Annotated in this window: 17 protein-coding genes; 6 read left to right on the top strand and 11 right to left on the bottom strand. The window is 70.1% G+C overall.

Translation table 11 applies throughout. The annotated features are described in order from the left end of the window. Positions 1-48: 48 nt before the first annotated feature. The 3 genes from NKG96_RS04855 (at position 49) to NKG96_RS04845 (ending at position 3,932) form a co-directional block, all read left to right on the top strand. Positions 49-1,404, top strand: coding sequence for a DEAD/DEAH box helicase family protein (locus tag NKG96_RS04855; protein WP_254537344.1), 1,356 nt, complete (start codon positions 49-51; stop codon positions 1,402-1,404). Positions 1,405-1,522: 118 nt separating this feature from the next. Then, on the top strand, positions 1,523-2,182 hold the full coding sequence (locus NKG96_RS04850) for a helix-turn-helix domain-containing protein (RefSeq protein ID WP_254537343.1): 660 nt from the start codon (positions 1,523-1,525) through the stop codon (positions 2,180-2,182). A gap of 247 nt (positions 2,183-2,429) precedes the next feature. Beyond that, positions 2,430-3,932, top strand: coding sequence for a DUF790 family protein (locus tag NKG96_RS04845; RefSeq protein ID WP_254537342.1), 1,503 nt, complete (start codon positions 2,430-2,432; stop codon positions 3,930-3,932). A gap of 252 nt (positions 3,933-4,184) precedes the next feature. Here the strand turns inward: NKG96_RS04845 and NKG96_RS04840 are convergent, their stop codons facing one another. The 3 genes from NKG96_RS04840 to NKG96_RS04830 form a co-directional block, all read right to left on the bottom strand. Beyond that, positions 4,185-8,885, bottom strand: coding sequence for a multicopper oxidase domain-containing protein (locus NKG96_RS04840; protein WP_254537341.1), 4,701 nt, complete (start codon positions 8,883-8,885; stop codon positions 4,185-4,187). A 244-nt stretch (positions 8,886-9,129) separates the two neighbouring features. Next, the gene (locus tag NKG96_RS04835) at positions 9,130-9,666 is read right to left on the bottom strand and encodes a DUF7122 family protein (protein ID WP_254537340.1); all 537 of its coding nucleotides are present in this window, start codon (positions 9,664-9,666) and stop codon (positions 9,130-9,132) included. Next, positions 9,663-10,568: an RsmB/NOP family class I SAM-dependent RNA methyltransferase gene (locus tag NKG96_RS04830; protein WP_254537339.1), complete on the bottom strand. Its 906-nt coding sequence runs from the start codon at positions 10,566-10,568 to the stop codon at positions 9,663-9,665. The genes NKG96_RS04835 and NKG96_RS04830 overlap by 4 nt, the downstream gene beginning before the upstream one ends. A gap of 109 nt (positions 10,569-10,677) precedes the next feature. Between NKG96_RS04830 and NKG96_RS04825 the strand changes: the two genes are divergently transcribed. After that, positions 10,678-11,418, top strand: coding sequence for a proteasome assembly chaperone family protein (locus NKG96_RS04825; RefSeq protein WP_254537338.1), 741 nt, complete (start codon positions 10,678-10,680; stop codon positions 11,416-11,418). Between the two features lie 10 nt (positions 11,419-11,428). On the opposite strand, the gene NKG96_RS04820 is transcribed toward NKG96_RS04825, so the two are convergent. The 4 genes from NKG96_RS04820 to NKG96_RS04805 form a co-directional block, all read right to left on the bottom strand. Continuing rightward, positions 11,429-11,890 (bottom strand): DUF7575 domain-containing protein, encoded by a 462-nt coding sequence (locus NKG96_RS04820; protein WP_254537337.1) that lies wholly within the window; start codon positions 11,888-11,890, stop codon positions 11,429-11,431. 58 nt (positions 11,891-11,948) lie between these two features. Then, complete coding sequence (locus tag NKG96_RS04815; RefSeq protein ID WP_254537336.1) at positions 11,949-12,626, bottom strand: type I 3-dehydroquinate dehydratase; 678 nt, start codon at positions 12,624-12,626, stop codon at positions 11,949-11,951. Between the two features lie 22 nt (positions 12,627-12,648). Beyond that, positions 12,649-13,686: a DNA-methyltransferase gene (locus NKG96_RS04810; RefSeq protein ID WP_254537335.1), complete on the bottom strand. Its 1,038-nt coding sequence runs from the start codon at positions 13,684-13,686 to the stop codon at positions 12,649-12,651. Positions 13,687-13,796: 110 nt separating this feature from the next. After that, positions 13,797-14,759 carry a transcription initiation factor IIB gene (locus NKG96_RS04805; RefSeq protein WP_254537334.1) on the bottom strand — a complete coding sequence of 321 codons (963 nt, stop codon included), beginning with the start codon at positions 14,757-14,759 and terminating at the stop codon, positions 13,797-13,799. Positions 14,760-14,962: 203 nt separating this feature from the next. On the opposite strand from NKG96_RS04805, the gene NKG96_RS04800 reads away from it, so the two are divergent. Then, positions 14,963-15,502 (top strand): DUF84 family protein, encoded by a 540-nt coding sequence (locus tag NKG96_RS04800; RefSeq protein WP_254537333.1) that lies wholly within the window; start codon positions 14,963-14,965, stop codon positions 15,500-15,502. Here NKG96_RS04800 and NKG96_RS04795 read toward each other — a convergent pair. Continuing rightward, the gene (locus NKG96_RS04795) at positions 15,499-17,301 is read right to left on the bottom strand and encodes a flippase-like domain-containing protein (RefSeq protein WP_254537332.1); all 1,803 of its coding nucleotides are present in this window, start codon (positions 17,299-17,301) and stop codon (positions 15,499-15,501) included. The genes NKG96_RS04800 and NKG96_RS04795 overlap by 4 nt on opposite strands. Positions 17,302-17,358: 57 nt before the next feature. Next, complete coding sequence (locus tag NKG96_RS04790; RefSeq protein WP_254537331.1) at positions 17,359-19,083, bottom strand: radical SAM protein; 1,725 nt, start codon at positions 19,081-19,083, stop codon at positions 17,359-17,361. A 122-nt stretch (positions 19,084-19,205) separates the two neighbouring features. Here NKG96_RS04790 and NKG96_RS04785 point away from each other — a divergent pair, with 122 nt between their 5' ends. Beyond that, on the top strand, positions 19,206-19,637 hold the full coding sequence (locus NKG96_RS04785; protein ID WP_254537330.1) for an Ig-like domain-containing protein: 432 nt from the start codon (positions 19,206-19,208) through the stop codon (positions 19,635-19,637). Between the two features lie 51 nt (positions 19,638-19,688). Here the strand turns inward: NKG96_RS04785 and NKG96_RS04780 are convergent, their stop codons facing one another. Together NKG96_RS04780 and NKG96_RS20865 are read right to left on the bottom strand one after the other, a co-directional pair. Next, positions 19,689-20,798, bottom strand: coding sequence for an NAD(P)/FAD-dependent oxidoreductase (locus NKG96_RS04780; protein ID WP_254537329.1), 1,110 nt, complete (start codon positions 20,796-20,798; stop codon positions 19,689-19,691). Between the two features lie 113 nt (positions 20,799-20,911). Then, entirely contained in the window at positions 20,912-21,034 is a 123-nt protein-coding gene (locus NKG96_RS20865) for a hypothetical protein (RefSeq protein ID WP_256558109.1), read from the bottom strand. Positions 21,035-21,089: the final 55 nt, after the last annotated feature.

Raw genomic sequence — 21,089 nt, 5'->3', positions numbered from 1 at the left:
AACGGAATCCACCGCAACCGACATACCGGCCGCCGGGCAACCTCGGGCGTGCTCTCGCTCAGGTTCGAGGACGGCACCATCCGCATCGGCGGTGACGGGGACGAGGGGGCCGCCGGGGCGCTCGACGGCCTCGCGTTCGTCGAGCGTGACGCCCGGTCGCTGACGTGGCGCGCGCCCGCCCACCGCTACCCCGACCTGCGGGCCGCCCTCGACGAGGCGGGCGTCGGCTACGAGGACCGCGTCCTCGACGCGCCCGCACTCGACCTGACGACGACCTACGACCTCCGCGAGTACCAGCGGACGGCCCTCGACGCGTGGCGCGAGGCGGGCGACCGTGGCGTCGTCGAACTCCCGACGGGGAGCGGCAAGACCGTCGTCGCCATCGGCGCGATGGTCGCCCTCGGAGTCCCGACGCTCGTCGTCGTCCCGACCGTCGACCTCCTCGAACAGTGGCGACGCGAACTGGAGGCGGAGTTCGACCGCGAGGTGGGCCAGATGGGCGGCGGCGAACAGCGCCTCGCCCCCCTCACCGTCTCGACGTACGACTCGGCGTACCTCCGGGCCGACGACGTCGGCGACCGCTTCGGCCTCGTCATCTTCGACGAGGTCCACCACCTCGGCGGCGAGGGCTACCGCGACATCGCCCGCCTGCTCCCCGCGCCGGCGCGGATGGGACTCACCGCCACCTTCGAGCGACCCGACGGCGCACACGAGGTCGTCGCGGACCTCGTCGGCCCGCGGGTGTACCGCCGCACCGCCGACGATCTCGCGGGCGACCACCTCGCGGAGTACGACATCAAGCGCGTCACCGTCACGCTCTCCGAGGCGGAGCGCGAGCGCTACGAGGCCGCACAGGGGACGTTCACCGACTACCTCGCGTCCTCGAACATCCGGATGCGTTCGGGAAGCGACTATCAAGAGCTGGTGAAGCGGTCGGGGAACGACCCGCGGGCGCGCGAGGCCCTGCTGGCGAAACAGCGCGCCCGCGACGTGATGATGCACGCCGACGCGAAGGTGGAGAAACTGGAGCGCATCCTCGACCGACACCGCGAGGACCGCATCATCGTCTTCACCGCCTCGACGGACCTCGTCTACCGCCTTTCGGAGCGCTTCCTCCTGCCGGCCATCACCCACCAGACGGGCGCGAGCGAGCGACGTACCATCCTCCGGCGCTTTCGCGAGGGGGAGTACGCGCGGGTCGTCACCGCGAACGTCCTCGACGAGGGGGTGGACGTGCCCGACGCGAACGTCGCCGTCGTGCTCTCGGGCAGCGGGTCCGAACGCGAGTTCACCCAGCGCCTCGGCAGGGTCCTGCGCCCGAAAACCGACGGCGGGCGGGCGCTCCTCTACGAACTCGTCACCGCGGAGACGGCTGAGGAGGGCGTCGCCAGCAGGCGGCGGTAGACCGGCCCCGTACGACGAGTGAACGGGGCCCGCGGTCCGTTCCCGGTAGATATTAGCGTCGCTATCGCTTCCCGTCCAACATCGCCGTTCCTCCGGCGGCCCCCACCTGTACTCCACCATGCCCCCCGACACGAGCATCATCGCCGAGGTGCGCGTCACCCACCCCGAGCAGATGTTCTATCACGCGAGCAGGGCCGTCCCGGAGGCGGTCATCGAGTCGCGCTACCACGCCGCGGCGACCGCCGGCGTCCCCTACCTGTTCTACTCCGTGGAGTGTCCGGACTACGACGCCTTCGACGCCGCGCTCGTCGAGGACGGGTCCGTCCGGAACCCCGTCGTCGTCGCAGCGGGCGATGGGGACCGCCTCTATCGGGTCGAACCGACGCCCGGACTGCTGGTGGTCCCCGAACTGGTCCGGCAGGGCGGGGCGCTGCTCAGCGGGACCTGTCAGGACGGGACGTGGACCAGTCGGTTCCAGTTTCCCGACCGGGAGGCGCTGGTCGAGTTCGGGGAGTACTGCCGAAACCTCGGCGTGACCTTCGACGTCCGGCGGCTGTTCAGCGTCGAGGACCACGGCGAGTGGGGCGACGCGGGCCTGACGGAGCCACAGCGGGAGGCCCTGCTCGTCGCCTTCGAGTGTGGGTTCTTCGACGACCCGCGAACCGCGACGCTGGAGGACGTCGCCGACGCACTGGGCATCTCCTCGACCGCCGCGGGCCGGCGACTGCGCCGCGGGACGTACCGGCTCGTCGAGACGGTGCTCACGGGATCCGGTTGACAGGTTATAAAACAGCAGATGAGACACCGCCGGCCATTTGTTCCCCTCCGGTGTACCGGCACTTGCGCATCGCGCGCACAAGCGTCGGAAATCCGGGCAACTGCGGTCGGGTCGGGCAACGCAGGGGTCGAAGTCAGAGGCACACGACGGCCGTCGTCACCGGCGACGAAGCGTCCTTGGGGGGTCGCAGTCGGTGTCCGCACGGCAGCCCGGCAGTTTTTCGTCGGTCGCCGGCCGAGGAGCGGACGTGCTGACCAAGGACCTCCTCCGCGTCTCGCGGGCGGGTGGCGGCTACCGGCCACAGTTCACCGACGAGCGTGACCGCCCGCTGGCCGCGCGCGTCCTCGGCGTCTTCCAGGGGCACGTGGGTGAGCCGCGCGCCACGCTCGACGACGCACTCGCGACGCTCGAAGGGGAGGCCGAGGACTTCAAGCTCGTCCGGGGGTTCGCGAAGCTCCTCGAACGCGAGGCCGTCTTCGAGACGCGGGCGGCGGTCCCGCCCGAACGCGCCCGCGACGTGGTGTTCCGCGCGGCAGCCGACCGGAACGCCGTCACCGGGACGGAGCGCGCCACCGTCCTCGAGGAGGCGGCGTCGACGCTCGGCGTCACGCCCCCAGAACTCGAATCGTCGCTCTACGCCGACCTGGAGGAACGCGAGGTGATGACGGCGTTCGACCCGCGGTGGGGACCGGCGGACCTCTGTGCGCAGTACGACCTCTCGCTGGCGCAGACGGCGCTGTTCGACGCGGTCGAGGTCCGCGTGCGCTCGTCGGACCCGAAACGGCTCATCTCGGCGGTCAAGCGCCTCCGTCTGATGTACGAGGTCCGGGCGACCGACGAGGGGCGGGTGGTCGTCGTGACGGGGCCGGACGCGCTGTTCGCCCGCTCGCGGCGCTACGGGACCCGCTTCGCCCGCCTCCTGCGGACCGTCGCGAAGACCGCCGAGTGGTCGCTGGAGGCGACCATCGACGACCGGGGGCGCGAGCGGACCCTCTCGCTCTCGCACGAGGACGTGGCCGTCCCCGACGCCGACCCCGTGACCGAGATGACGTTCGACAGCGGGGTGGAGGCGGACTTCGCGGGGCGCTTCCAGTCGCTCGACCTCGACTGGACGCTCGTGCGCGAACCGGAGCCGCTGGCCGCGGGCGCACACGTCGTCATCCCGGATTTCGCGCTCGACTGGGCGCACGGCGACTTCCGCGTCTTCTTCGAGGTGATGGGCTTCTGGACGCCCGAGTACGTCGAGAAGAAGCTCTCGCGGCTGGCCGACCTCGAGGACGTGGAACTGCTCGTCGCCGTCGACCGGTCGCTCGGCGTCGGTGAGGACATCGAGGCGCTCGACCACCGCGCCATCCCGTACACGGGAACGGTCCGCGTGAAGGACGTCCGCGACGCGCTGCGGCGCTACGAGGCCGAACTGGTCGCGGCGAGCGCCGAGGGTCTCCCCGACGAACTCGTCCCGGACGACGACGTGGTCACTATCGAGGCCCTCGCCGCCGACTACGGCGTCAGCGAGGACGCCATCGAGGGGAAGCGCTTCCCCGACCACGAGCGGGTGGGCCGGACGCTCGTCCGTCCCGCGGTGCTGGCGGCGCTGGCCGAGGAGGTCGAGGCGGGGATGTCACTCGCGGCGGCCGAGCGCGCCCTCGACGAGGCCGGCATCGACGAGGTGAGCGCGACGCTCTCGCGGCTCGGTTTCCGCGTGGAGTGGGCGGGGCTGAGCAGCGGCACCGTGCGACGAAAGGAGTAGCGAACGGGCGACACCTCGGCGGACGCGAAGCGGCGTGTCACACACGGCGGTGGGCCACCCGGCCGTGTCGGGACACGTGGTGCCCCGCTCCCGCGGACGCTTCGCGGCGACTCGTCAGCGCATGGGGCGGGTGGCCGCCTCCACCTACGTGAACCTTCGCGTCGGGCGGGGTGCTCGGCGCGCTGTGAGCGGAGAGAACGAGTGACGGACGGAGAGACGAGAGAAGCGAGAGAGCGGTGCGCGGTCGTCCGGTCAGTCGGCCGCGGTGGAGGCGCCGACGTCCTCCGGGAGCGGTTTGACCGTCGGATCCGACCCGCCGACGAGCACGCGGAAGATGCCCCAGAGGCCGCCTTCCGTCCGGCGGTCCTCCTTCATCTCGCGGTAGAGGAAGTCGCCCGCGCTGTTGGCGGTCCCGCCGGCCCCGCCCTCGATGTAGAGGTCGATCGAGCGGCCGGGGATGAACCGGTCGTCGACGCCGACGACCGGCGGGTTCTCCGTATCCATGTAGCGCGGCCAGTGGTGGTCCGAGAGGTGCAGCGAGATGCCGCGGGCCTTCGTCCCGGCCTGACTCGCGCGGAACACGACCGGCTCACCCTGGAGCGCCTTGAACACCGGGGTGTTTGGGTCGCCGTGGACGTCCGAGCTGTACACCTTGTGGATGCGGTCGTCGTCCTCGAGGCGGTAGCGGAATGGCTCCGAGCGGTAGTTCGTCGCCACGTAGCCGTGGTCCTCGGGGTCGCCGATCTGGTTGCACGGCTGGTGGTTGGGGTGACCCTGCCCGTGTTCGTCACCGTCCCCTCCGTCGGGGTCCTCCTGGTCGTTGACGACGTTGATTCCCTCGCCGTCCTCGACTTCCTCACCGAGTTCCCCGCCGTCTTCGCCGCCGTCCTCGACGACGAGGTCCTCCTCGCCGATGGGGACGACGCACTCGCCGGTGGGGTTGATGATGTCCATCCCGTCGCTCATCAGGAGCGCGAACTCCCGGAAGGTCCGCTCGGGGGAGACGATCATCGCGGAGTCGCCCGCCCCCTGTCGGAGTTTGCCGCCGGTCTCCGGGTTCAGGTACGCCGAGCCCTCGGGCTCGACGATGAGCTTCCCGAACGCGCCGTGGTGCCAGTGGCTCCGGGTGTCGGCCATGTCCCAGAGCACGAGCGAGCCGAACTCGTCGTCGGCGTACCAGCGGTAGGTGATCTCCTCGCCGGGCGCGACCGTCTGGTCGTAGTTGAACCCGACCGTCGCGCCGTCGCTCCCCTGTGCGTCGTAGCGCAGCTTGTGGGGGTGCATCGACATCCGCAGCGACTCCTCCCACGGGGCGTTGGCGCGCGGGAGGGGGTGGGTCGGTTCGGGCAGGTCCACGGTGAACGTGTGGGTACCCGGCCCGAGCGTCCGCGTCTCCGCGTCGACGAGGTGCTGGTGGGCCTCGGCGTCGAACTGCGCGGGCGCGGAGGGCTTGCGGTACATCGCGAAGGAGAGTTCGATCTCCCCCTCGCAGTCCTCGGCGATGGTCACCTCGACCGACGCGGTCTGTTCTTCGAGGTCCGTCGTGATCTCGCTGGAGGAGATGCACCGGCGCTTCTCGCGGTCCGCGATCCAGCTGACGTTCTGCCTGACGACGCCGTCGTCGGTCGTCCCGTGGGCGTACCGCGCGAGGCGGCCCTCGGGACCGTAGAAGTCCATCAGGTCCTCGCCGAGGACCGTCTCGGGCTTCCCGACGATGAGGTCCGCCTGGAAGTGGTCGTCCTCCGGGGGCTCGATGCGGTTCTTGAGAGTCAGCTCGATGCAGTCGCCCTCGTTGGCCCGGATGATGAGCGGTTCGGGGTTCTTCCCGCCGTACCTGATGGCGTTGACGTCGCTCTCGAGGGCGTAGACGATGCCGTCTGGGTCGTGGTCGCCGTACTCGTTGTACTGGATGTCGGTCCGGAGCGCACAGACGTCGTACGTCCGGATGGGCACGTCGTCCTCGCACGGCCACCCCGGGCTGGGTGCCTTCGGGGGCACCCGTCCGACGCTGTTGTTCTGCCGGGCGTCCTTGTCCGCCGGGAACGTCCTGTCGTCGTCCTCGGCATAGTACAGTTTCGCCTTCTGGCCGTAGCGCGCCCTCGAGAAGTCTGCGAATGGGGCCGGGTGGCCCATCTGGCGGAGCTGGAGGTCCGTGATCCGCCCCGGCGGCGGGGCGTTGCCGGGCAGCGGCTGGAGGTGACTGACCGAGTCGCCCCACACGCGGGTGATGCCCCACATGCCGGTCCAGAGGTCCTCGTCGATGGTCGACCCGTACAGGAAGTCGGTGACGGGCAGGCCGTTCGGGTTGGGCATCGGCCCGCCGGTGTCCTGCATGAGGACGTCGAGGTTCGGGTCCGTGAGCACCTCGTCGTTCTCGTTCTCGCTCAGGTCCTGCGGGATGCGCGAGGCGACGGTCCCGAGGGTGAACGCCTCGGAGGTGCCGATGATCTGTGCCGTCGACCCCGCGTCGGTCAGCCCTTGGCGGTCGAGGCGCAGGCCGTGCATCGAGAAGTTGTGCTGTTCCTCCCAGGCGCCCTGTACGAGGCGGATGCGGATGGGGTCGCCGTCGTAGGCCTCGAGGACGGGCGTCTCCGGGTCGCCGTGGCGCGCGGAACTGAACACGTACGCCGGGTCCGCATCGTCGCGGTGGAAGTACGGGCTGTTCCGGTAGTTGATGGCCATGACCCCCGCGTTCTCGGCGTGCTGGCGGTTGTTGTTGACGAAGTTGCCGTCGCGGTCCTTCAGCGGCGCGAAGTCGTGGTAGATGAGCGCTTGCTCGCGGAACGCCTCGGCTTCGGGCGGGTCGATCATCGCCTGCGCGCCCGTGGTCATCGGTTCGCCGGAGTAGGGGTCGAGCCACTCCGACCCCTCCGGTTCGACGAGCAACGTCGAGAACGTCCCGTGCTGGCCGAACTCGACGCCGACCATGTGGTCGTGCATGAAGATGGTGCCCTCCTCGTCGGCGAACCAGCGGTAGGTGCGCGACTCGCCGGGATCCGTCCCGCTGTCGTAGTTGTAGCCGACCATCGTCGAGTCCGACCCGAGCGGGTCGTAGGAGACGAAGTGGATGTGGTGCGAGGCGTCCTGGGGGAGTTCGTTCGTCAGCGTGACCTCGATGCAGTCACCGACGTTCGCCCGCAGGACGAGCGGTTCGGGGTTCATCTCCCCGTCGCGCACCTTCTGGACGTCCTCGGAGTAGTCCTGGTCGAGGACGACCACGTCGCCGTCCTCGCGGTGCTCCGTTATCTTCGCGGACTTGGCCATGAAGATGCGGCCGTCGGGGTCGTGGTCGCCCGAGTCGTTGTAGACGATGTTCGAGAACAGCGCGACCGTCTCGTACTCGACGGTCCGCTTGACCTCCTCCTCGATGCACGGGTCGACGTAGGGCGCCCCGTCGACCAGCGGCGTCAGGTGCTCTTCCTCCTCGGCGGTGGGTTCGCGGCCCTGTCCGGGGGGTTTGGCGGGTGCCTCGCCCTCCTCGTCGATGGTCGTCCCGACGAGTTCCTGCCAGCTGGGTCGGTCCGAGTCGGCCGGGTAGAGGTTGTCGTCGTCGTCGTCGTCCGCCCGGTTGTTCGGGAGTTCGACGAGGTCGTCTTTCACCTTGTCGTTGACGCGGAAGATGGCGTTCATCCCCTCGCCGTAGTGCGGGAAGAGGTGGCAGTGGAACAAGTAATCGCCGGGGGCCTGGTGGGTGCCGCCGGCGCCGATGTCGAACGCCTCCTCGAAGTCGCGGTCGGGGTAGGAGCTGTCGTCACCGTAGGCGGCCGTCAGGTACGCCTCGTAGGTCGCGCCCGGACCGATGGTCTGGGCGTCGATGGTGTCGGTCTCCTCACCACCCTCCGGGAACTGGCCCTCCTGCCAGCGGTGACCGTGGATGTGGTGGACGTGGTTCTCCTCTAGCTGGGCACCGACGGCGACGAACTTCGTCGGGTCGCCGGTGTACGCCTCGAAGACGGTGTCGCCGCCGCCCGGGTCGCCGTGGACCCACGAACTGTAGAACGTCACCGGGTCGGCGTCGTCTTTCAGGTCGGGGTCGTCCTCGTCGAAGCGCCCGCCGGTCGTCGCCGCCCGGTAGTTGATGCCGTGGACGTGCTGTTCCTCGTCGGTCCCCGGGTAGTTGAAGTGCCCGCCGTCTTCGGTCACCACGCCCTGCGGGTCGTGGTAGAAGACGACGAACTCGCGGTGGTCGATGCCGGGTTGTGCCTCGTCGTCGTCGTCGAGGAGGATGTTCGCGCGCGTCCCGCTCGGCAGGGGCTCGCCGTTTCGGGGGTCGGTCCACTCGGCCTCCTCGGGTTCGACGACCATCGCGCCGAACAGGCCGCGGGCGAAGCCGTTGATATTGCCGGGGTTGCCGTCCGGCATCGAGTCGTACGGCGACGTCGCGCCGTCGTGGAAGAAGAACGTCCCGAGGCGGTTGGCGTGCCACTGGTAGCTGATGGTCTCGCCGGGCGCGACGGTCGTGTCCTCGTTGAACCCGACGGCCATCCCGTCGGACGTCTGCACGTCGTAGGGCAGGCCCGTCTGGTGCATCGAGACGTGCTGGTCGAGTTCGTTCGTCAGCCGAATCTCGACGACCTCGCCCTCGTTCGCGCGGACGACCAGCGGTTCGATGAGGCGGGTCCGCGGGTCGCTCCCCGCTTCGAGGTCCTCGACCGCGCGGACGTCCTCCTTGTTCTCGTCGAGGACGAACATCGCGCCGTTGGGCTGGTGCAGGCCGGTCTGACTGAACGGGATGTTCAGGCTGATGGCGCTGACGTCGTAGGTCCTGTCGGGCGTCCGGTCCGGGACCTGCGCGTCGGCCGCAGTCGTCGCGCCGCCCTCGGTGACGAAACCACCCAAGAACGCGCCCGCGGCGGCCAGCGTCCCCGCACCCTTCAGGAAGGGTCGACGGCCGTACGTTGTTCCACTCGCAGTCCGGTCCCCACCGTCGGGGACGTACTCGTCGTTACTCACACGTAAGGAACAATCAAGATAGCTTATAGTTATTGTCGAAATGAATGTAATTGTTCGGAGATAATTTTAGCTATCGAGAGGTGGTGAGATGGGGGCGACTACGGGTCCCGATGGGCCGGGAAACCGCGTGACTCCGGAGCTGTCCAGACGATTTTAACGACCCGTTTTGCCGAAACCCCGGCAATAGATATAGTGTTGATACCCTGTGTCAGCGTCGTGGGGGGATCCGCTGGTCGCGCGCCGGTCAATCGAGGACCCGCCGTCGCCCCTTCGGTATCTGCGAGCGCAACTCGCCGTGGAGGTAGAGGCCGACGCCGAGGGGTTCCGCCCCGCCCGCGATGTCGTGGGTCACGACGAGGTACCCCCAGTCGCCGTCCCACTCGACGTCCTGGTCCTCGCCGGCGACGAACCGGCGTGCCGCCTCCCGGTCGAGGTGGACGACGTTCCTCGTCGCGTGGCGTCCGAATCGCTGGACGCCGTCGGTCGTCGGCTTCCAGTGTTCCTGTCTGACCCGCAGGAGCGTCATCCCGAGTGCCTCGATGGTCGACGGGTGGGGCACGCTCCCGGCGAACGCCCACACCTTCCCGGACCCCTTCTCCCAGAACGTGTGGTCCTCGAAGACGGCGGGCGGGACGCCGAAGCGCTCCTCCCACCAGTCGAGGACCGCCCGGCGGGAGGGCCGCCCCTCGACCTCGCGGTCGTCGGCCGTCTCGGGCAGACGGTCGAACTGGTGGCCGACGTTCTCGCGGATGTCCCCATCTCCGTCGGACGGGTCGCTCACGTTCCCACCTCCAGTTTCGCACAGAAGAACCCGCCCGTGTCGTTGAGGTGCGGATAGATTCGCCGGGCGTGTTCGACCGACTCGTCGTACGTCTCGCCGTTCCACTCGGTGACGCCGGGGCGCGTCTCGAGGTTCGTCTCGAAGGGGACGAGTCGGCAGTCCTCGCGGTCGAGCACCCAGTCGAGGACGCCCTCGTTCTCCTCGGGAGCGAACGTGCACGTCGAGTACACCACCGTCCCGCCCTCGCGGGTGACCTGCACGGCCCGTTCGAGGATGCCCCGCTGGACGCCCGCGATGCCCTCGACGTGCGAGAGACTCCACTCGTCGAGCGTGTCGGGGTTCTTCCGAATCGTCCCCTCGCAGGAGCAGGGAACGTCGACGAGGACGCGGTCGAACGCCTCCATGTCGAAGGGTTTGAGTGAGAAGTTGCGCGCGTCGCCGTGGGTCACCGCGAGGTTCGTCACGCCACAGCGCTCGGCGTTCGACCGCAGGGCCGAGAGTCGCCCGAGGTTGGAGTCGTTGGCGACGAGCGTCCCGGTGTCGTCCATCAGCGCCGCCAGCTGGGTGGTCTTGCTCCCCGGCGCGGCACAGGGGTCGAGGACGCGCTCGCCCGGTTGCGGGTCGAGGACGCGCGCCGGGAGGGCGCTGACCTCCTCCTGTCCGTACAGCCAGCCGTGGTAGTACGGCCACGTGTTGCCCGGCGACCGGGTGTCCAGCCGGAGGAGTTCGGGGTTCCACTCGGCCTGCTCGTACCCCTCGCCCTCGTCGTCCAGCGCCCGCATCGCCCGTTCGACGGTGGCCTTGATGGTGTTGACCCGGACCACCGACGGGAGCGGCCGCTCGCAGGCCGCGCGGAAGGCCGCCACGTCGTCGACGAGCGGGTCGTACCGCTCCAGAACCATGACCGCGCTTCCCTCCCGGCGCGTTTGTGCGTTTCCATCCGGGGCGCGCGTGGACCGTGTGGCCGCGAGACGGGGGTAGCGTTAACCGACTACCGGGCGAAGGTCACACATGGCTCACATCTCCATCAGGGCCGACGTCGACCTCGACACGCCCACGCTGGTCGAGGGACTGCCGGGCATCGGCCTCGTCGGGAAGATCGCCGCCGACCACCTCGTCACCACGTTCGACATGACCTACTACGCGTCGCTCCACTGCGAGGGGCTCCCGCAGGTCGCCACCTATCAGGGGGAGTCATCGGACCTCCGGCCCCCGGTCCGCCTCTACGCGGACGAGTCGCGCGACCTCCTCGTCCTCCAGAGCGACATCCCCGTCTCGCCGGGGAGCGCCGACGACTTCGCCAGTTGCCTCACGAACTGGCTCGTCGAGAACGACGTCACCCCGCTGTACATCAGCGGCCTGCCGAGCGAGAAGGAGAACGACGTGCCGGAACTGTACGGCGTCGCCACGGGCGAGGGCGAGGCCATGCTGGACGACGCCGGCATCGTCCCGCCCCGCGAGAGCGGCCTCGTCAGCGGGCCGACCGGGGCGCTCCTCTACGAGGCGGGGGCGCGCGACCTGACGAGCGTCGGTCTCATCGCCGAGGCCAGTCCGCAGTTCCCCGACCCCGAGGCGGCGCGCGTCGTCCTCGAACACGGCGTCTCCCCCATCGCGGACGTGGAAGTCGAAACCAACAAACTCGTCGAGCAGGCCGAGGAGATACGTGACGCCCGCGAGCGACTCGCTCAGCGGATGCAACAGGCCGAGAGCGACGAGAGTTCGCAGGCACAGCCCCTGCGGATGTTCCAGTAGTCGGGCCGGGTCAGGGGTTGGTCCCCGCGCCGCCGTCCCCGTCTCCCTCGGGGGCGGCCCCGCCGGTCGGTTCGAGTTCGGCGGCACACCACGGACAGAAGCCGTACTCCTCGCCGTCGACCGTCCGCCGACAGTTCGGACAGCGGACGTTCCCCTCGTCGTCCGTCTCCCCCTCGCGCCCGCCGACGCTCGGCGTCCCGCCGCGACTGGCGAGCCAGTAGGCGTCGACGACGCTGAACAGCGTCACGCCGATGAGGGCGGCCATCGCCACCGGCGGGAGGGTCGCCTGCGCCTCGAGAATCGCCTCCAGTCCGCCGCCCTGGACCGCCGAGTCGGGGACGACCAGCATGGCGGTCGAGAGCGCGAGGAGGAACCACAGGAGCGCTCGGAGCCACTCCCGCAGGTAGACGTGGCCCAGTCCCGGGTAGAGGACGGCCAAGACGGCGGCGAGCCAGGGTCGTCGGGCGGCCATCGTCGGCACTCTCGGGCCGACGACCATGAGCGTTGTGCTGACCCCCACCGGGAACGGGCTACGACAGGCGCTCGACGAGGTCCCTGAGCGTCGCGAGGTCGTACTGGCCGGGCGCGGTGGCCTCGGCGGGGTCGACGGGCGCGTAGCCGATGCGCGACCCGTAGAGGGGCGCGACGGCCCGCGAGTGTCGCCCCGCCTCTCCCATCGCCATCGTGGCGACGGGGTCGCCCGCGTTCTCCTTGCCGCGCGTCACCGCCAGCAGGCGGAGGACGTCGTCCGGCGAGTCGGCCGTGACCGCGAGTTTCCCCACGTCGCCGAACTCCAGCGCCTGGTCGAGCAGGCGAGCCATCTCCTGTCTGGCGGGCGTCTCCTCGAAGTCGTGTATCGAGACGACGACCTTCGCGCCGTGTTCGCGGGCGTGGGCGATGGTCCGGAGCGGGTCGTCGTCGTCGCCCGCGATGGCCGACAGTTCGAGGTCGACGGCCTCGACGCGGGGGTGTTCGACCGCGACGCGGAGGTCCTCCAGTCGCTCGGGGGCGTCGTCGGCCTCCCCGCCCTCCCACTCGACGCGGTTCGTCGCCAGAACCGGTAGCTCCCCGTCGTACTCCACGAGCGCTTCCAGCGGCGCGTCGGCGAGGTCCATCCGGAACTCGACGGCATCGGCGTGTTCGCGGGCGGCGGGTTCCGCCGCGAGGTCCCCCGTGCTCGCCGCGAGCACGAACTCCTCGAAGTCCATACCGGGCGTTGTGCGGCCCCACTCAAAACTCGACCGGGGCGTGCTCGCAGGCGTAGCCCGCCTCCGTGGACTCGACTGCCTCGACGACCCGCGGGCGGATGCGCCGCTCCTGTCTGGTCATCACCGGGAAGTCGTAGTGTTCGGCCTCGTAGGAGAGGTCCTCGCGTCCCTCGGCGAACGCGACGTGACGCTCCAGTCGGGCGACGGCACGGTCGACCGAGCGCTCGGGGAGGTCCGCGATTCGCTCGTCGAACGCCCCCACGAGGTCGGCGTCGAGTTCGTAGCCGACGGAGTCGCGGGCGGCGAGCATCGCCGCCAGCGTCGTCGTCCCCGTCCCCCAGAACGGGTCGAGGACCCGGTCGCCGTACGTCGAGAACATCCGAATCAGGCGGAGGGGCAGTCGGAGGGGGAACGCCCCGGAGCGCTCGCGGGTCTCCGGGGAGAGCGCACCCTCGCCGTCGCCCAGACGCTGGCCGACGCCGCCGAACTCCCAGAGGTCCGAGAACCACTCGTTGCGTTCCTCCCAGAAGTACGCCGCCTCGTAGCGCTCGTCCGCGCCGGGTTCCATCTGCCGGGGACCGCCCTTCCGGAACACCAGCAGGTGTTCGTGTTCGAGCGTCGGGTAGGCGTTCGGCGGGAGCATCCCCGACCCCATGAACTTCGTCGCGCGGTTGACCGGCTTTCGCCACTGGAGGCCCGGCAACTGCGAGAGGCCCCGGTCGCGCAGTCGTCGCGTCAGTTCGACGTGGTTCGGGAACAGTTCGAACTCCCCCAGCGAGCGTGTCGCGTCGCCCACGTTGACACAGACGAGACCGCCGGGCGCGAGGGCGTCGACCACGCCGTCCCACACGGGCGCGAGGCAGTCGTGCATCAGCGAGAACGCGCGTTCGCCGTCCCCCGCGTCGAGGGCGTCGCCGACCGCGGGGTCGAGGTCACGGAAGAGGTCGTCCCACATCGAAATCATGGGGTAGGGCGGGGAGGTGACCACGAGGTCGACCGACCCCTCGGGGAGGGCCATCTCGCGCGCGTCGGCGATGTGGACGGCGTGCGCGGTCTGCATACCCGCGACTCACCGCCCGGAATCTAGTGTCTTGCGGTCGGATCGGGGACCCATAGGTGGGGCTACGCGGCGGGTGAGAAGAAAATCCGGGGTGTGCGACGGTGGCCGGTCTACAGCGGGAGGTCCTGTTCCGCTTCCAGCAGTTCGTGGTAGCGGTTGCGGATGGTCACTTCACTGATGTCCGCGACGTCGCTGACGGCGGCCTGCGTCGTCTTCTCGTTGGTGAGGAGGGCGGCGGCGTAGACGGCGGCGGCGGCGAGGCCGACCGGCGACTTGCCCGAGTGGACGCCCTTCTCCTTCGCGTTGCGCAGGAGGCTTCGGGCGCGGTTCTCCGCCTCGTCCGAGAGACCGAGGGCGCTGGCGAACCGGGGGACGTAGCTCTCGGGGTCCGCCGGCTTCACCTCGAGGCCGAGCTCGCGGACCACGTAGCGGTAGGTGCGGGCGATCTCGCTCTTCTCGACGCGCGAGACGTCGGCGATTTCGTCCAGCGAGCGCGGGACGCCCGCCTGCCGGGCGGCGGCGTACACCGCGCTCGTCGCGACCCCTTCGATGGACCGGCCCGGCAGAAGGTTCTCGTCGAGCGCGCGGCGGTAGATGACCGAGGCGGTCTCGCGGACGTTCTCGGGCAGGCCGAGCGCACTCGCCATGCGGTCGATTTCACCGAGCGCCTGCTTCAGGTTGCGCTCCTTGGAGTCGCGCGTCCGGAAGCGCTCGTTCCACTTGCGCAGGCGCTGCATCTTCGCGCGCTGGCGACTCCCCAGCGAGTTGCCGTAGGCGTCCTTGTCCCGCCAGTCGATATTCGTCGAGAGCCCCTTGTCGTGCATCATGTTCGTGGTGGGGGCACCGACCCGGGACTTCTTGTCCTTCTCTGCGGAATCGAACGCGCGCCACTCGGGGCCGCGGTCGATGCTGTCCTCCTCGACGACGAGTCCGCAGTCCTGGCACACCGTCTCACCGTGCTCGGTGTCGGAGATGAGAGCGCCGCCGCACTCGGGGCAGTCGAACCCCTCGCTCTCCTCCGTCTCCTCGGTCTCCGTTCGTCGTTCTCGCGTTCGCGTATTGGAGTCGCTCATTGGTCGGGGGCGAGTGCTATCCGGGCAGGATACCGCCCCGAAAATCCCGGACAGCCGTTCGGTGGAACACCTTGGCCCGAAAGCTTCTTAACGTTACCGATACCTCTTTGTTGGGAGCGATTGACTCGGGAGGGGGAACTATCCGTTCGCGAGAACGCATCGAACCGCAAGCGGGAACCCGTTCGCGGGGGAATCGACCCGCTATGCACGTGGGCGTCGGGAGCCGAAATCCGGTGAAGCGACGGGCGGTCGAACGGGTCGTACCGGCGGGGTGGTCCGTCACTTCTATCGGCGTTCAGTCAGGTGTCGCGGAACAGCCGTTCGGACAGGCCGAGACGCTCGCAGGGGCGGAGGGTCGCGCGGAGACGGTCCTCGCCGCGAGCGGCCCCGAGAACGACCGAGACGGTGAGAGCGGGTTCGACCTCGGTGTGGGCATCGAGGGCGGCGTCGCGCGCCGCGAGTACGCCGAGGGACTCTGGCTGGTGATGTGGGCCGCCGCCACCGACGGCGAGCGATGGGGGCGCGGGACCGGACCCGGCCTCCGCCTCCCCGACGGTATCGCGGCCCGCGTCGAGGCGGGCGAGGAACTCGGGCCGGTGATGGACGACGTGCTGGGCGAAGCTGACGTCGCGAAGAAGCAGGGTGCGGCGGGCGCACTCACGGGCGGGGCGACCGACCGCGAGTCCGCCCTCGCGGGGGCCGTCGCCGGCGCGCTGGGACCGTTCGTGACGTCCCTGTACTAGTCCGTCTCGGGGACCTCGCCCTCGACGTCGCGGGACTCCTCGACGGCGGTGGTGAGCGAGACGTTGAACAGGAGCGTCGAGGCGACGCCCCCGACGACGGTGACGACGTTCTTGACCGCGTGGTCGACGATGGCCGCGCCGAGGGCGACCGGGAAGCCGACGGGCGTGAGCGCGACGACGATGAGCGTGAACGCCCCCTCGTAGAGGCCGATGCCGCCCGGCGAGAGCGGCAGGACCTTCGCGAGGTTGCCGACGCTCACGGCGAAGAAGCCCACCGCGACGAGGACGACGGGCGAGAGCGCCACGTCGAACGCGGCGAACACCAGCAGTGCGGTGACCACGTCGAGCGTCCAGATGGCGACGCTGGACGCGCCGATGCGGGCGAACGCCCCCCGGTCGCCTGCCACCCGCTGGACGTCCCCCACGAACCGTTCGACCACGTCCGCGACGTAGTCGGCGTAGGAGTCGGAACTCAGCCGCCCGACCATCCCGCGCACCGCACTGCCCTCCGAGCGGGCCGTCGTCAGGATGAGCGAGACGGCCGTCACCGCGAGGACGCCCACGACGCCCGCGACGTACAGCGCCGCCCGCCCGCTCTCGCGATAGCTGGCCGGGAGAGCGTCCAGCCCCGAGGGGTCCGCGAGGCCGGCACCCGCCAGTCCGAGGAGGACCACCCCGGCGAGCGTCGTGATGGTCAGCAGGTCGAAGACGCGTTCGACCGCCAGCGAGGCGAACCCCGAGGGGTACGGGATGCCCCGTCTGGCCTTGACCACGTAGGCGCGGACGGCATCACCCGCCCGGGCCGGGAACACCAGATTCCCCGTCTGCGAGATGAACACCGCCCCCGTGAGGAAGCCGACGCGTTCGTGGTAGCCCAGTTCGGCGAGGATGTCCCGGTAGCGCGCGCCGCGGAGGGGCCACGAGACGACGTAGACGGCGGCGGCGACGGCGATGTAGACCGGGTCGGCCGCCGCCATCCGGTCGAGCACCGCGCCGAAGTCGAGGTACTGCGTCATCAGGAGGACGGCGAGGACGACCAGCAGCGACCCCGCGCCGAGCGTCACCCGGCGGGTGGCCCTCGGCTGGACGGAGAACTCCCACCAGCACCGCAGAATCTGGCTCCCCATCCCGAGGACGTCCCGGACGAGGTCGACCTTCGTGTCGCCTTTCGGCTCCCAGCGGACGGGGAACTCCCGGACCCGGTAGCCCGACCGCTGGGCGCGCACGAGCACCTCCGTGTCCCAGAACCAGTGTTCGTCCTTCACGTCCTCCAGCAGGTCGAACAGGGCCGTCCGGTCGAACGCCTTGAACCCGCACTGGTGGTCGCGCAACTCCGACCCGAGGAACGTCCGCACGAGCGTGTTGAACCCCTGACTGGGGACCCCGCGCCTCGCGGGCCGGTCCGCCACCTCGCCGGGCATCCAGCGCGACCCCGTCACGACGTCGTAGCCCTCCACGCGCACCGACTCCACGAGTTCCTCGAGGTGGCGCATGTCGGTCGCGAGGTCCGTATCGAAGTAGACGAGCGTCTCGCCCGCCGCGAGGCGGAACGCACGGACGAGTGCGCCGCCCCGCCCGAGTCGCTCGTCGGAGTGGACGTGGCGCACCCGGCGGTCCTGCCCGGCGATGCCTGCGGCTATCTCCGGGGTCCGGTCGTCACAACCGTCCTCCGCGACGAGGACCTCGAAGGACCCCTCCGGGAGGAACGAATCGAGGGTGTCGAGCGTGACGGCGATGGTGTCGCCGATGGTCGCCTCCTCGTTGTACGCGGGGAGGACCACGCTCACCTCGACAGTCATTGCCCGGCGTTGCGCCCTGTGGCGTATGAACCTTCTGGGTCGGGGGGCGACGGCGACTCAGTCCGCGCCCTCGGGCGACCGGACGGTGGCGAAGTCCCGCAGGTCCACCTCCGCCCGTGACTCGGCGTCCTCGATGGTGGCGAACGGCCGGTCCACGACGAGGTTGCCCGCCCGCTGTTTCCCGAGGCCCGGAATCGCGGTGAGTTCGTTCATCGACGCCGCGTTCACGTCTAGCGGGTAGGGGACCCCCGAGACGGAGCGGTAGCCGTGGTCCGTCACCGCCACGTCCACCGTCCGCCCGAGTTCGAGTTCGCCGGGCATCCCGACCAGCAGCGGGTACGTACCCAACTGGCGGCCGAACGTCTTGCCGTCCTGATGATATTCGAGGTGGACGTCCGGCAGGCGCGTCCCGGCGGGTGCGACGCGTTTGAGCATCGGGTTGTCTATCTCCTCGCGCACCTCCCGCTTGTACTGCTTGAACAGTTTCTTGTGGTCCTTCGCTATCTGCGACCCTGTCTTCGACATCTCCGTCCCGTCGAAGGCCATCACCTGCCGGATGTTCACCCGGCGGAGCATCAGGCCGGCGTCGTAGACGCGGTGGAGGAACTCCTTGTTGAGCTGGTAGGTCTCGCGTGTCTCCCCCTTCAGGCCGTGGAGCAGGTTGATACCGGGCAGGAGTTTCGGGAGGCGTTTGGTCTCCTCGCCGTGGGTCGGCGCTCGTGATGGGTCTTCACCGGGCCGCCATCCGGCCGCCTCGTTGACGACCCGCACCGCCTCGAAACACTCGTCGGCGGTGACGTTGAGGTTGTTCTCCTCCTGCACGACGGGGTCGGCCGATTCGAGGCCGAACGCCGCCGTGTCGCCGGGCGTGTTGTGTGCCGCGATGACCTCGATTCCCTCCCGGGACTTCTCGGGGTACTCCACCACCGTGATGGGGTTCATGTTGTCGAGGTGGAGCGTCCCGAGGTCCGGGGCCACCTCGCGGATGCCGCCGTAGAGGTCGCGGAGGGCGTCGGGGTTCGGGGCCTCGCCGTCGCCGCCGTACGCGAGGATGTCGGCCTGCCGGCCCAGTCGGAAGTGTCGCACACCGCGTTCGTACAGCGCCTCCACCTCCGAGACCACCGTCTCCGGTGGCCGGAACGTTGGGTTGCCGTAGAGCGGTTCCGTACAGAACGAACACCGGTAGGGACAGCCCCGCCCCGTCTCCAGTTCGGCGATGAGGTAGTCCGGATGATTGGGGTGGTTCTCGACGACGAACGCGCCCTTGCGCGCCCAGCGGGTCACCTCCTCGACGTCGCGCATCCGGTTGCCGAATCCCTCCAGCCCGCTCGCGACGAGGTCGAACGCGGCGGCCTCGACGTCGCCCTTCGCGACGAAGTCGTAGTCGAGGTCCTTTCGCTCCATGTCGCTGCCGCCCTCGTTCTGGTCGCCGACGCCGAAGCGGACGGGCCCGCCCATCAGCGTCGTCCCCGTCGCGGTCCACGCCATTCTCCGTACTTCGTCGGGTTCGGCGGGCGTCCCCCCGACGTACTTTCCGGGGACGGTCATCCCGCCGATGTACACCATGAGGTCGGCTTCCTCGACATCCTGCCACTTCGCCGGCGTCTCTCGCAGGGCGTCGATGGTGTGGTAGGTGATTCGCTCCTCGGGGACGCCGGCGTCGACGAGTGCGCCCGCCGTGTAGCGCGGGTACGTCGAGACGTAGGGCGGGACGCCGAAGTGCGCCGGCTCGTCGACGTAGCCGTCCACGAGCGTCACGTCGAGCGTCGCCGGGTCAATCATGGCCGTTCGTATCGGTCCGACGCGTAAAACGGTGACTACCCGGTGAGCGCCGCGTGCGGATCGCTATCATCCGCCTGCCGTCCGGCGAAAGCGCTATCCGACGGACTCCCCGCTGGACGAACATGGACCTCGACCGCCGCACCCTCCTTCGGACGCTCCCCACGTTTCTCGGCGTCGCCACGGCAGGGTGTTCGCTCCCCTTCGGGTCGCGCGCGCCCGAGCCGACCGTCTCGGAGCCGCGACACATCACCGTCTACAACGACGACGACGAGGCCCACGAGGTGACCGTCACCGTCCTCCGCGGGCGCGAGGGTGACGACCAGGTGTTCGAGACCACCTTCGACCTCGCGCCCGCCGCCTCCGACCGGACCGAGGGCGTCTCGCACGTCGGCGAGTACCGGATTCGGGTGGAGACGGCCGCGGGCGAGGAGGCCACCGCCCTCTGGCAGGTCAAGGAGTCGCGCGGCGAGGCGCAGGTCAGCATCTCCCGGGAGGGGACCATCGCCATCGGACAGGAGGTGCGCACCGGGAGCGAACAGCCACCTACGGAGTGAAGCCCGTTCGACGGGCCGTCCCCACGAGCGTCCCCCGGCGGTGGGCCGGACTCACTCGATGGCCATCCCCTCGACGATGTCGAACGCCTCGTCGCCCGCGAACCGGTCGGGCGCGAAGTGGTCGATTCCTGCGCCCCCGAGGATCAGTTCGGCCAGTCGCTCCGCGAGGGCCGGCGCGCGCATGAACCCGTGGCCCTGCCACCCCGCCGCGACGTACAGGCCGGGCGCGCACTCCCCCAACAGGGGGTGGCCGTCGGGCGTCGCGGTACAGAGGCCGGCCCACGCCCGCTCGACGGGGACCGACCGCCCGAGTGCCGTCTCCAGATAGCCCGCACAGTCCGCGACGAACCAATCGTCGGCCGCCCGGTCCCAGTCGTCCGGGTTCCGCTCTATCGGTTCCGTCCCGTCGCCGACCAGCAGGCCGCCCTCGCGGGGTCGCAGGTAGTACCCCCCGGTGGCGTCGTACAGCATCGGGAGGGGGTCGCTCTCGGCGACCGGTCCGGTCGTCAGCGCCTGCACGCGGTAGGGTTTGACCGGCACCGGGACGTCCACGGCGGCGAGCACCCGCCGGGTGTGCGCGCCCGCGGCGACGACTACCCTGTCGAAGGACTCCCGCCCCGCGTCCGTCTCGACGGTGGTGTCGCCTGCGAGTTCGACGGGGGTGTGCGTCCGCAGGTCGGCACCGGTGCGCCGTGCCTCGGCGCCCATCATCCGGGTGTAGGCGGCGGGGTCGGTGTAGCCCGCCCCCTCGGCGACTGCCGCGACGGCCACGTCGTCGGTCCGCAGGTCGGGAAAGCGCTCGCCGAGGTCGGCGGGGGAGACGAGGCGCACGTCGAGAGCGTGGTCCGCCATCCGCCTCGCTCCCTCCTCGATGGCCCGCGCGCGCCGGTCGTCGCCCTCTCGCGCGAGGAAGACGTACGGGCAGTCGGTGAACTCGAACCCGCCCGTGCCGGAGAACTCGCGGAAGCGGTCGAGGGCGCGTCTGCCCACCTCGGCGTCGGGCCGGTCGGCGAAGGCGTCGTAGCAGACGCCTGCGGCCCGACCGCTGCTGCCCGCCGCGAGGTCGCCGCGTTCGAAGAGGACCACCTCGCAGTCGCGGGCCGCGAGGTCACGGGCGAGGGTGACGCCGAACGCGCCCCCGCCGACCACGCCCACCCTCATCGCGGCCCCTCCCGCGCGACACGACACCTCGGAGACGACGCCCCGCACTCGTCGACACGCATGGTTCGGGATACGCGGCGAGTGACTTAGTTCTCCGCGCCGCGTGCCGACCGTCAGGCGTAGATGTGCCCTTCTACCGGGTGCCACTCCCCCGTCGTGGCGAACCCGTCGCGCCACGCGCGGAACGCCGCCAGCGCCGCGAGGCAGGCGTCGAGGGCGTCACCGCCCGAGTCCACGAGCGCCCGGTCGCGGACCGCCGGCGCGAGCGAGGCCGTCGAGAATGCGTTCGCG

Source organism: Halomarina litorea (assembly GCF_024227715.1).
Lineage (GTDB): Archaea > Halobacteriota > Halobacteria > Halobacteriales > Haloarculaceae > Halomarina > Halomarina litorea.
Note: the sequence above shows the minus strand (reverse complement) of the source record. Positions and strands in the feature narration are given on the sequence as shown.

What these genes read in the sequence shown, in the direction of transcription:
- NKG96_RS04850 (WP_254537343.1), top strand. Translation starts at nt 1,523, where the DNA reads ATGCCCCCCGACACGAGCATCATCGCCGAGGTGCGCGTCACCCACCCC.
- NKG96_RS04830 (WP_254537339.1), bottom strand. Translation starts at nt 10,568, where the DNA reads ATGGTTCTGGAGCGGTACGACCCGCTCGTCGACGACGTGGCGGCCTTC.
- NKG96_RS04825 (WP_254537338.1), top strand. Translation starts at nt 10,678, where the DNA reads ATGGCTCACATCTCCATCAGGGCCGACGTCGACCTCGACACGCCCACG.
- NKG96_RS04820 (WP_254537337.1), bottom strand. Translation starts at nt 11,890, where the DNA reads ATGGCCGCCCGACGACCCTGGCTCGCCGCCGTCTTGGCCGTCCTCTAC.
- NKG96_RS04815 (WP_254537336.1), bottom strand. Translation starts at nt 12,626, where the DNA reads ATGGACTTCGAGGAGTTCGTGCTCGCGGCGAGCACGGGGGACCTCGCG.
- NKG96_RS04810 (WP_254537335.1), bottom strand. Translation starts at nt 13,686, where the DNA reads ATGCAGACCGCGCACGCCGTCCACATCGCCGACGCGCGCGAGATGGCC.
- NKG96_RS04805 (WP_254537334.1), bottom strand. Translation starts at nt 14,759, where the DNA reads ATGAGCGACTCCAATACGCGAACGCGAGAACGACGAACGGAGACCGAG.
- NKG96_RS04800 (WP_254537333.1), top strand. Translation starts at nt 14,963, where the DNA reads ATGCACGTGGGCGTCGGGAGCCGAAATCCGGTGAAGCGACGGGCGGTC.
- NKG96_RS04795 (WP_254537332.1), bottom strand. Translation starts at nt 17,301, where the DNA reads ATGACTGTCGAGGTGAGCGTGGTCCTCCCCGCGTACAACGAGGAGGCG.
- NKG96_RS04790 (WP_254537331.1), bottom strand. Translation starts at nt 19,083, where the DNA reads ATGATTGACCCGGCGACGCTCGACGTGACGCTCGTGGACGGCTACGTC.
- NKG96_RS04785 (WP_254537330.1), top strand. Translation starts at nt 19,206, where the DNA reads ATGGACCTCGACCGCCGCACCCTCCTTCGGACGCTCCCCACGTTTCTC.
- NKG96_RS04780 (WP_254537329.1), bottom strand. Translation starts at nt 20,798, where the DNA reads ATGAGGGTGGGCGTGGTCGGCGGGGGCGCGTTCGGCGTCACCCTCGCC.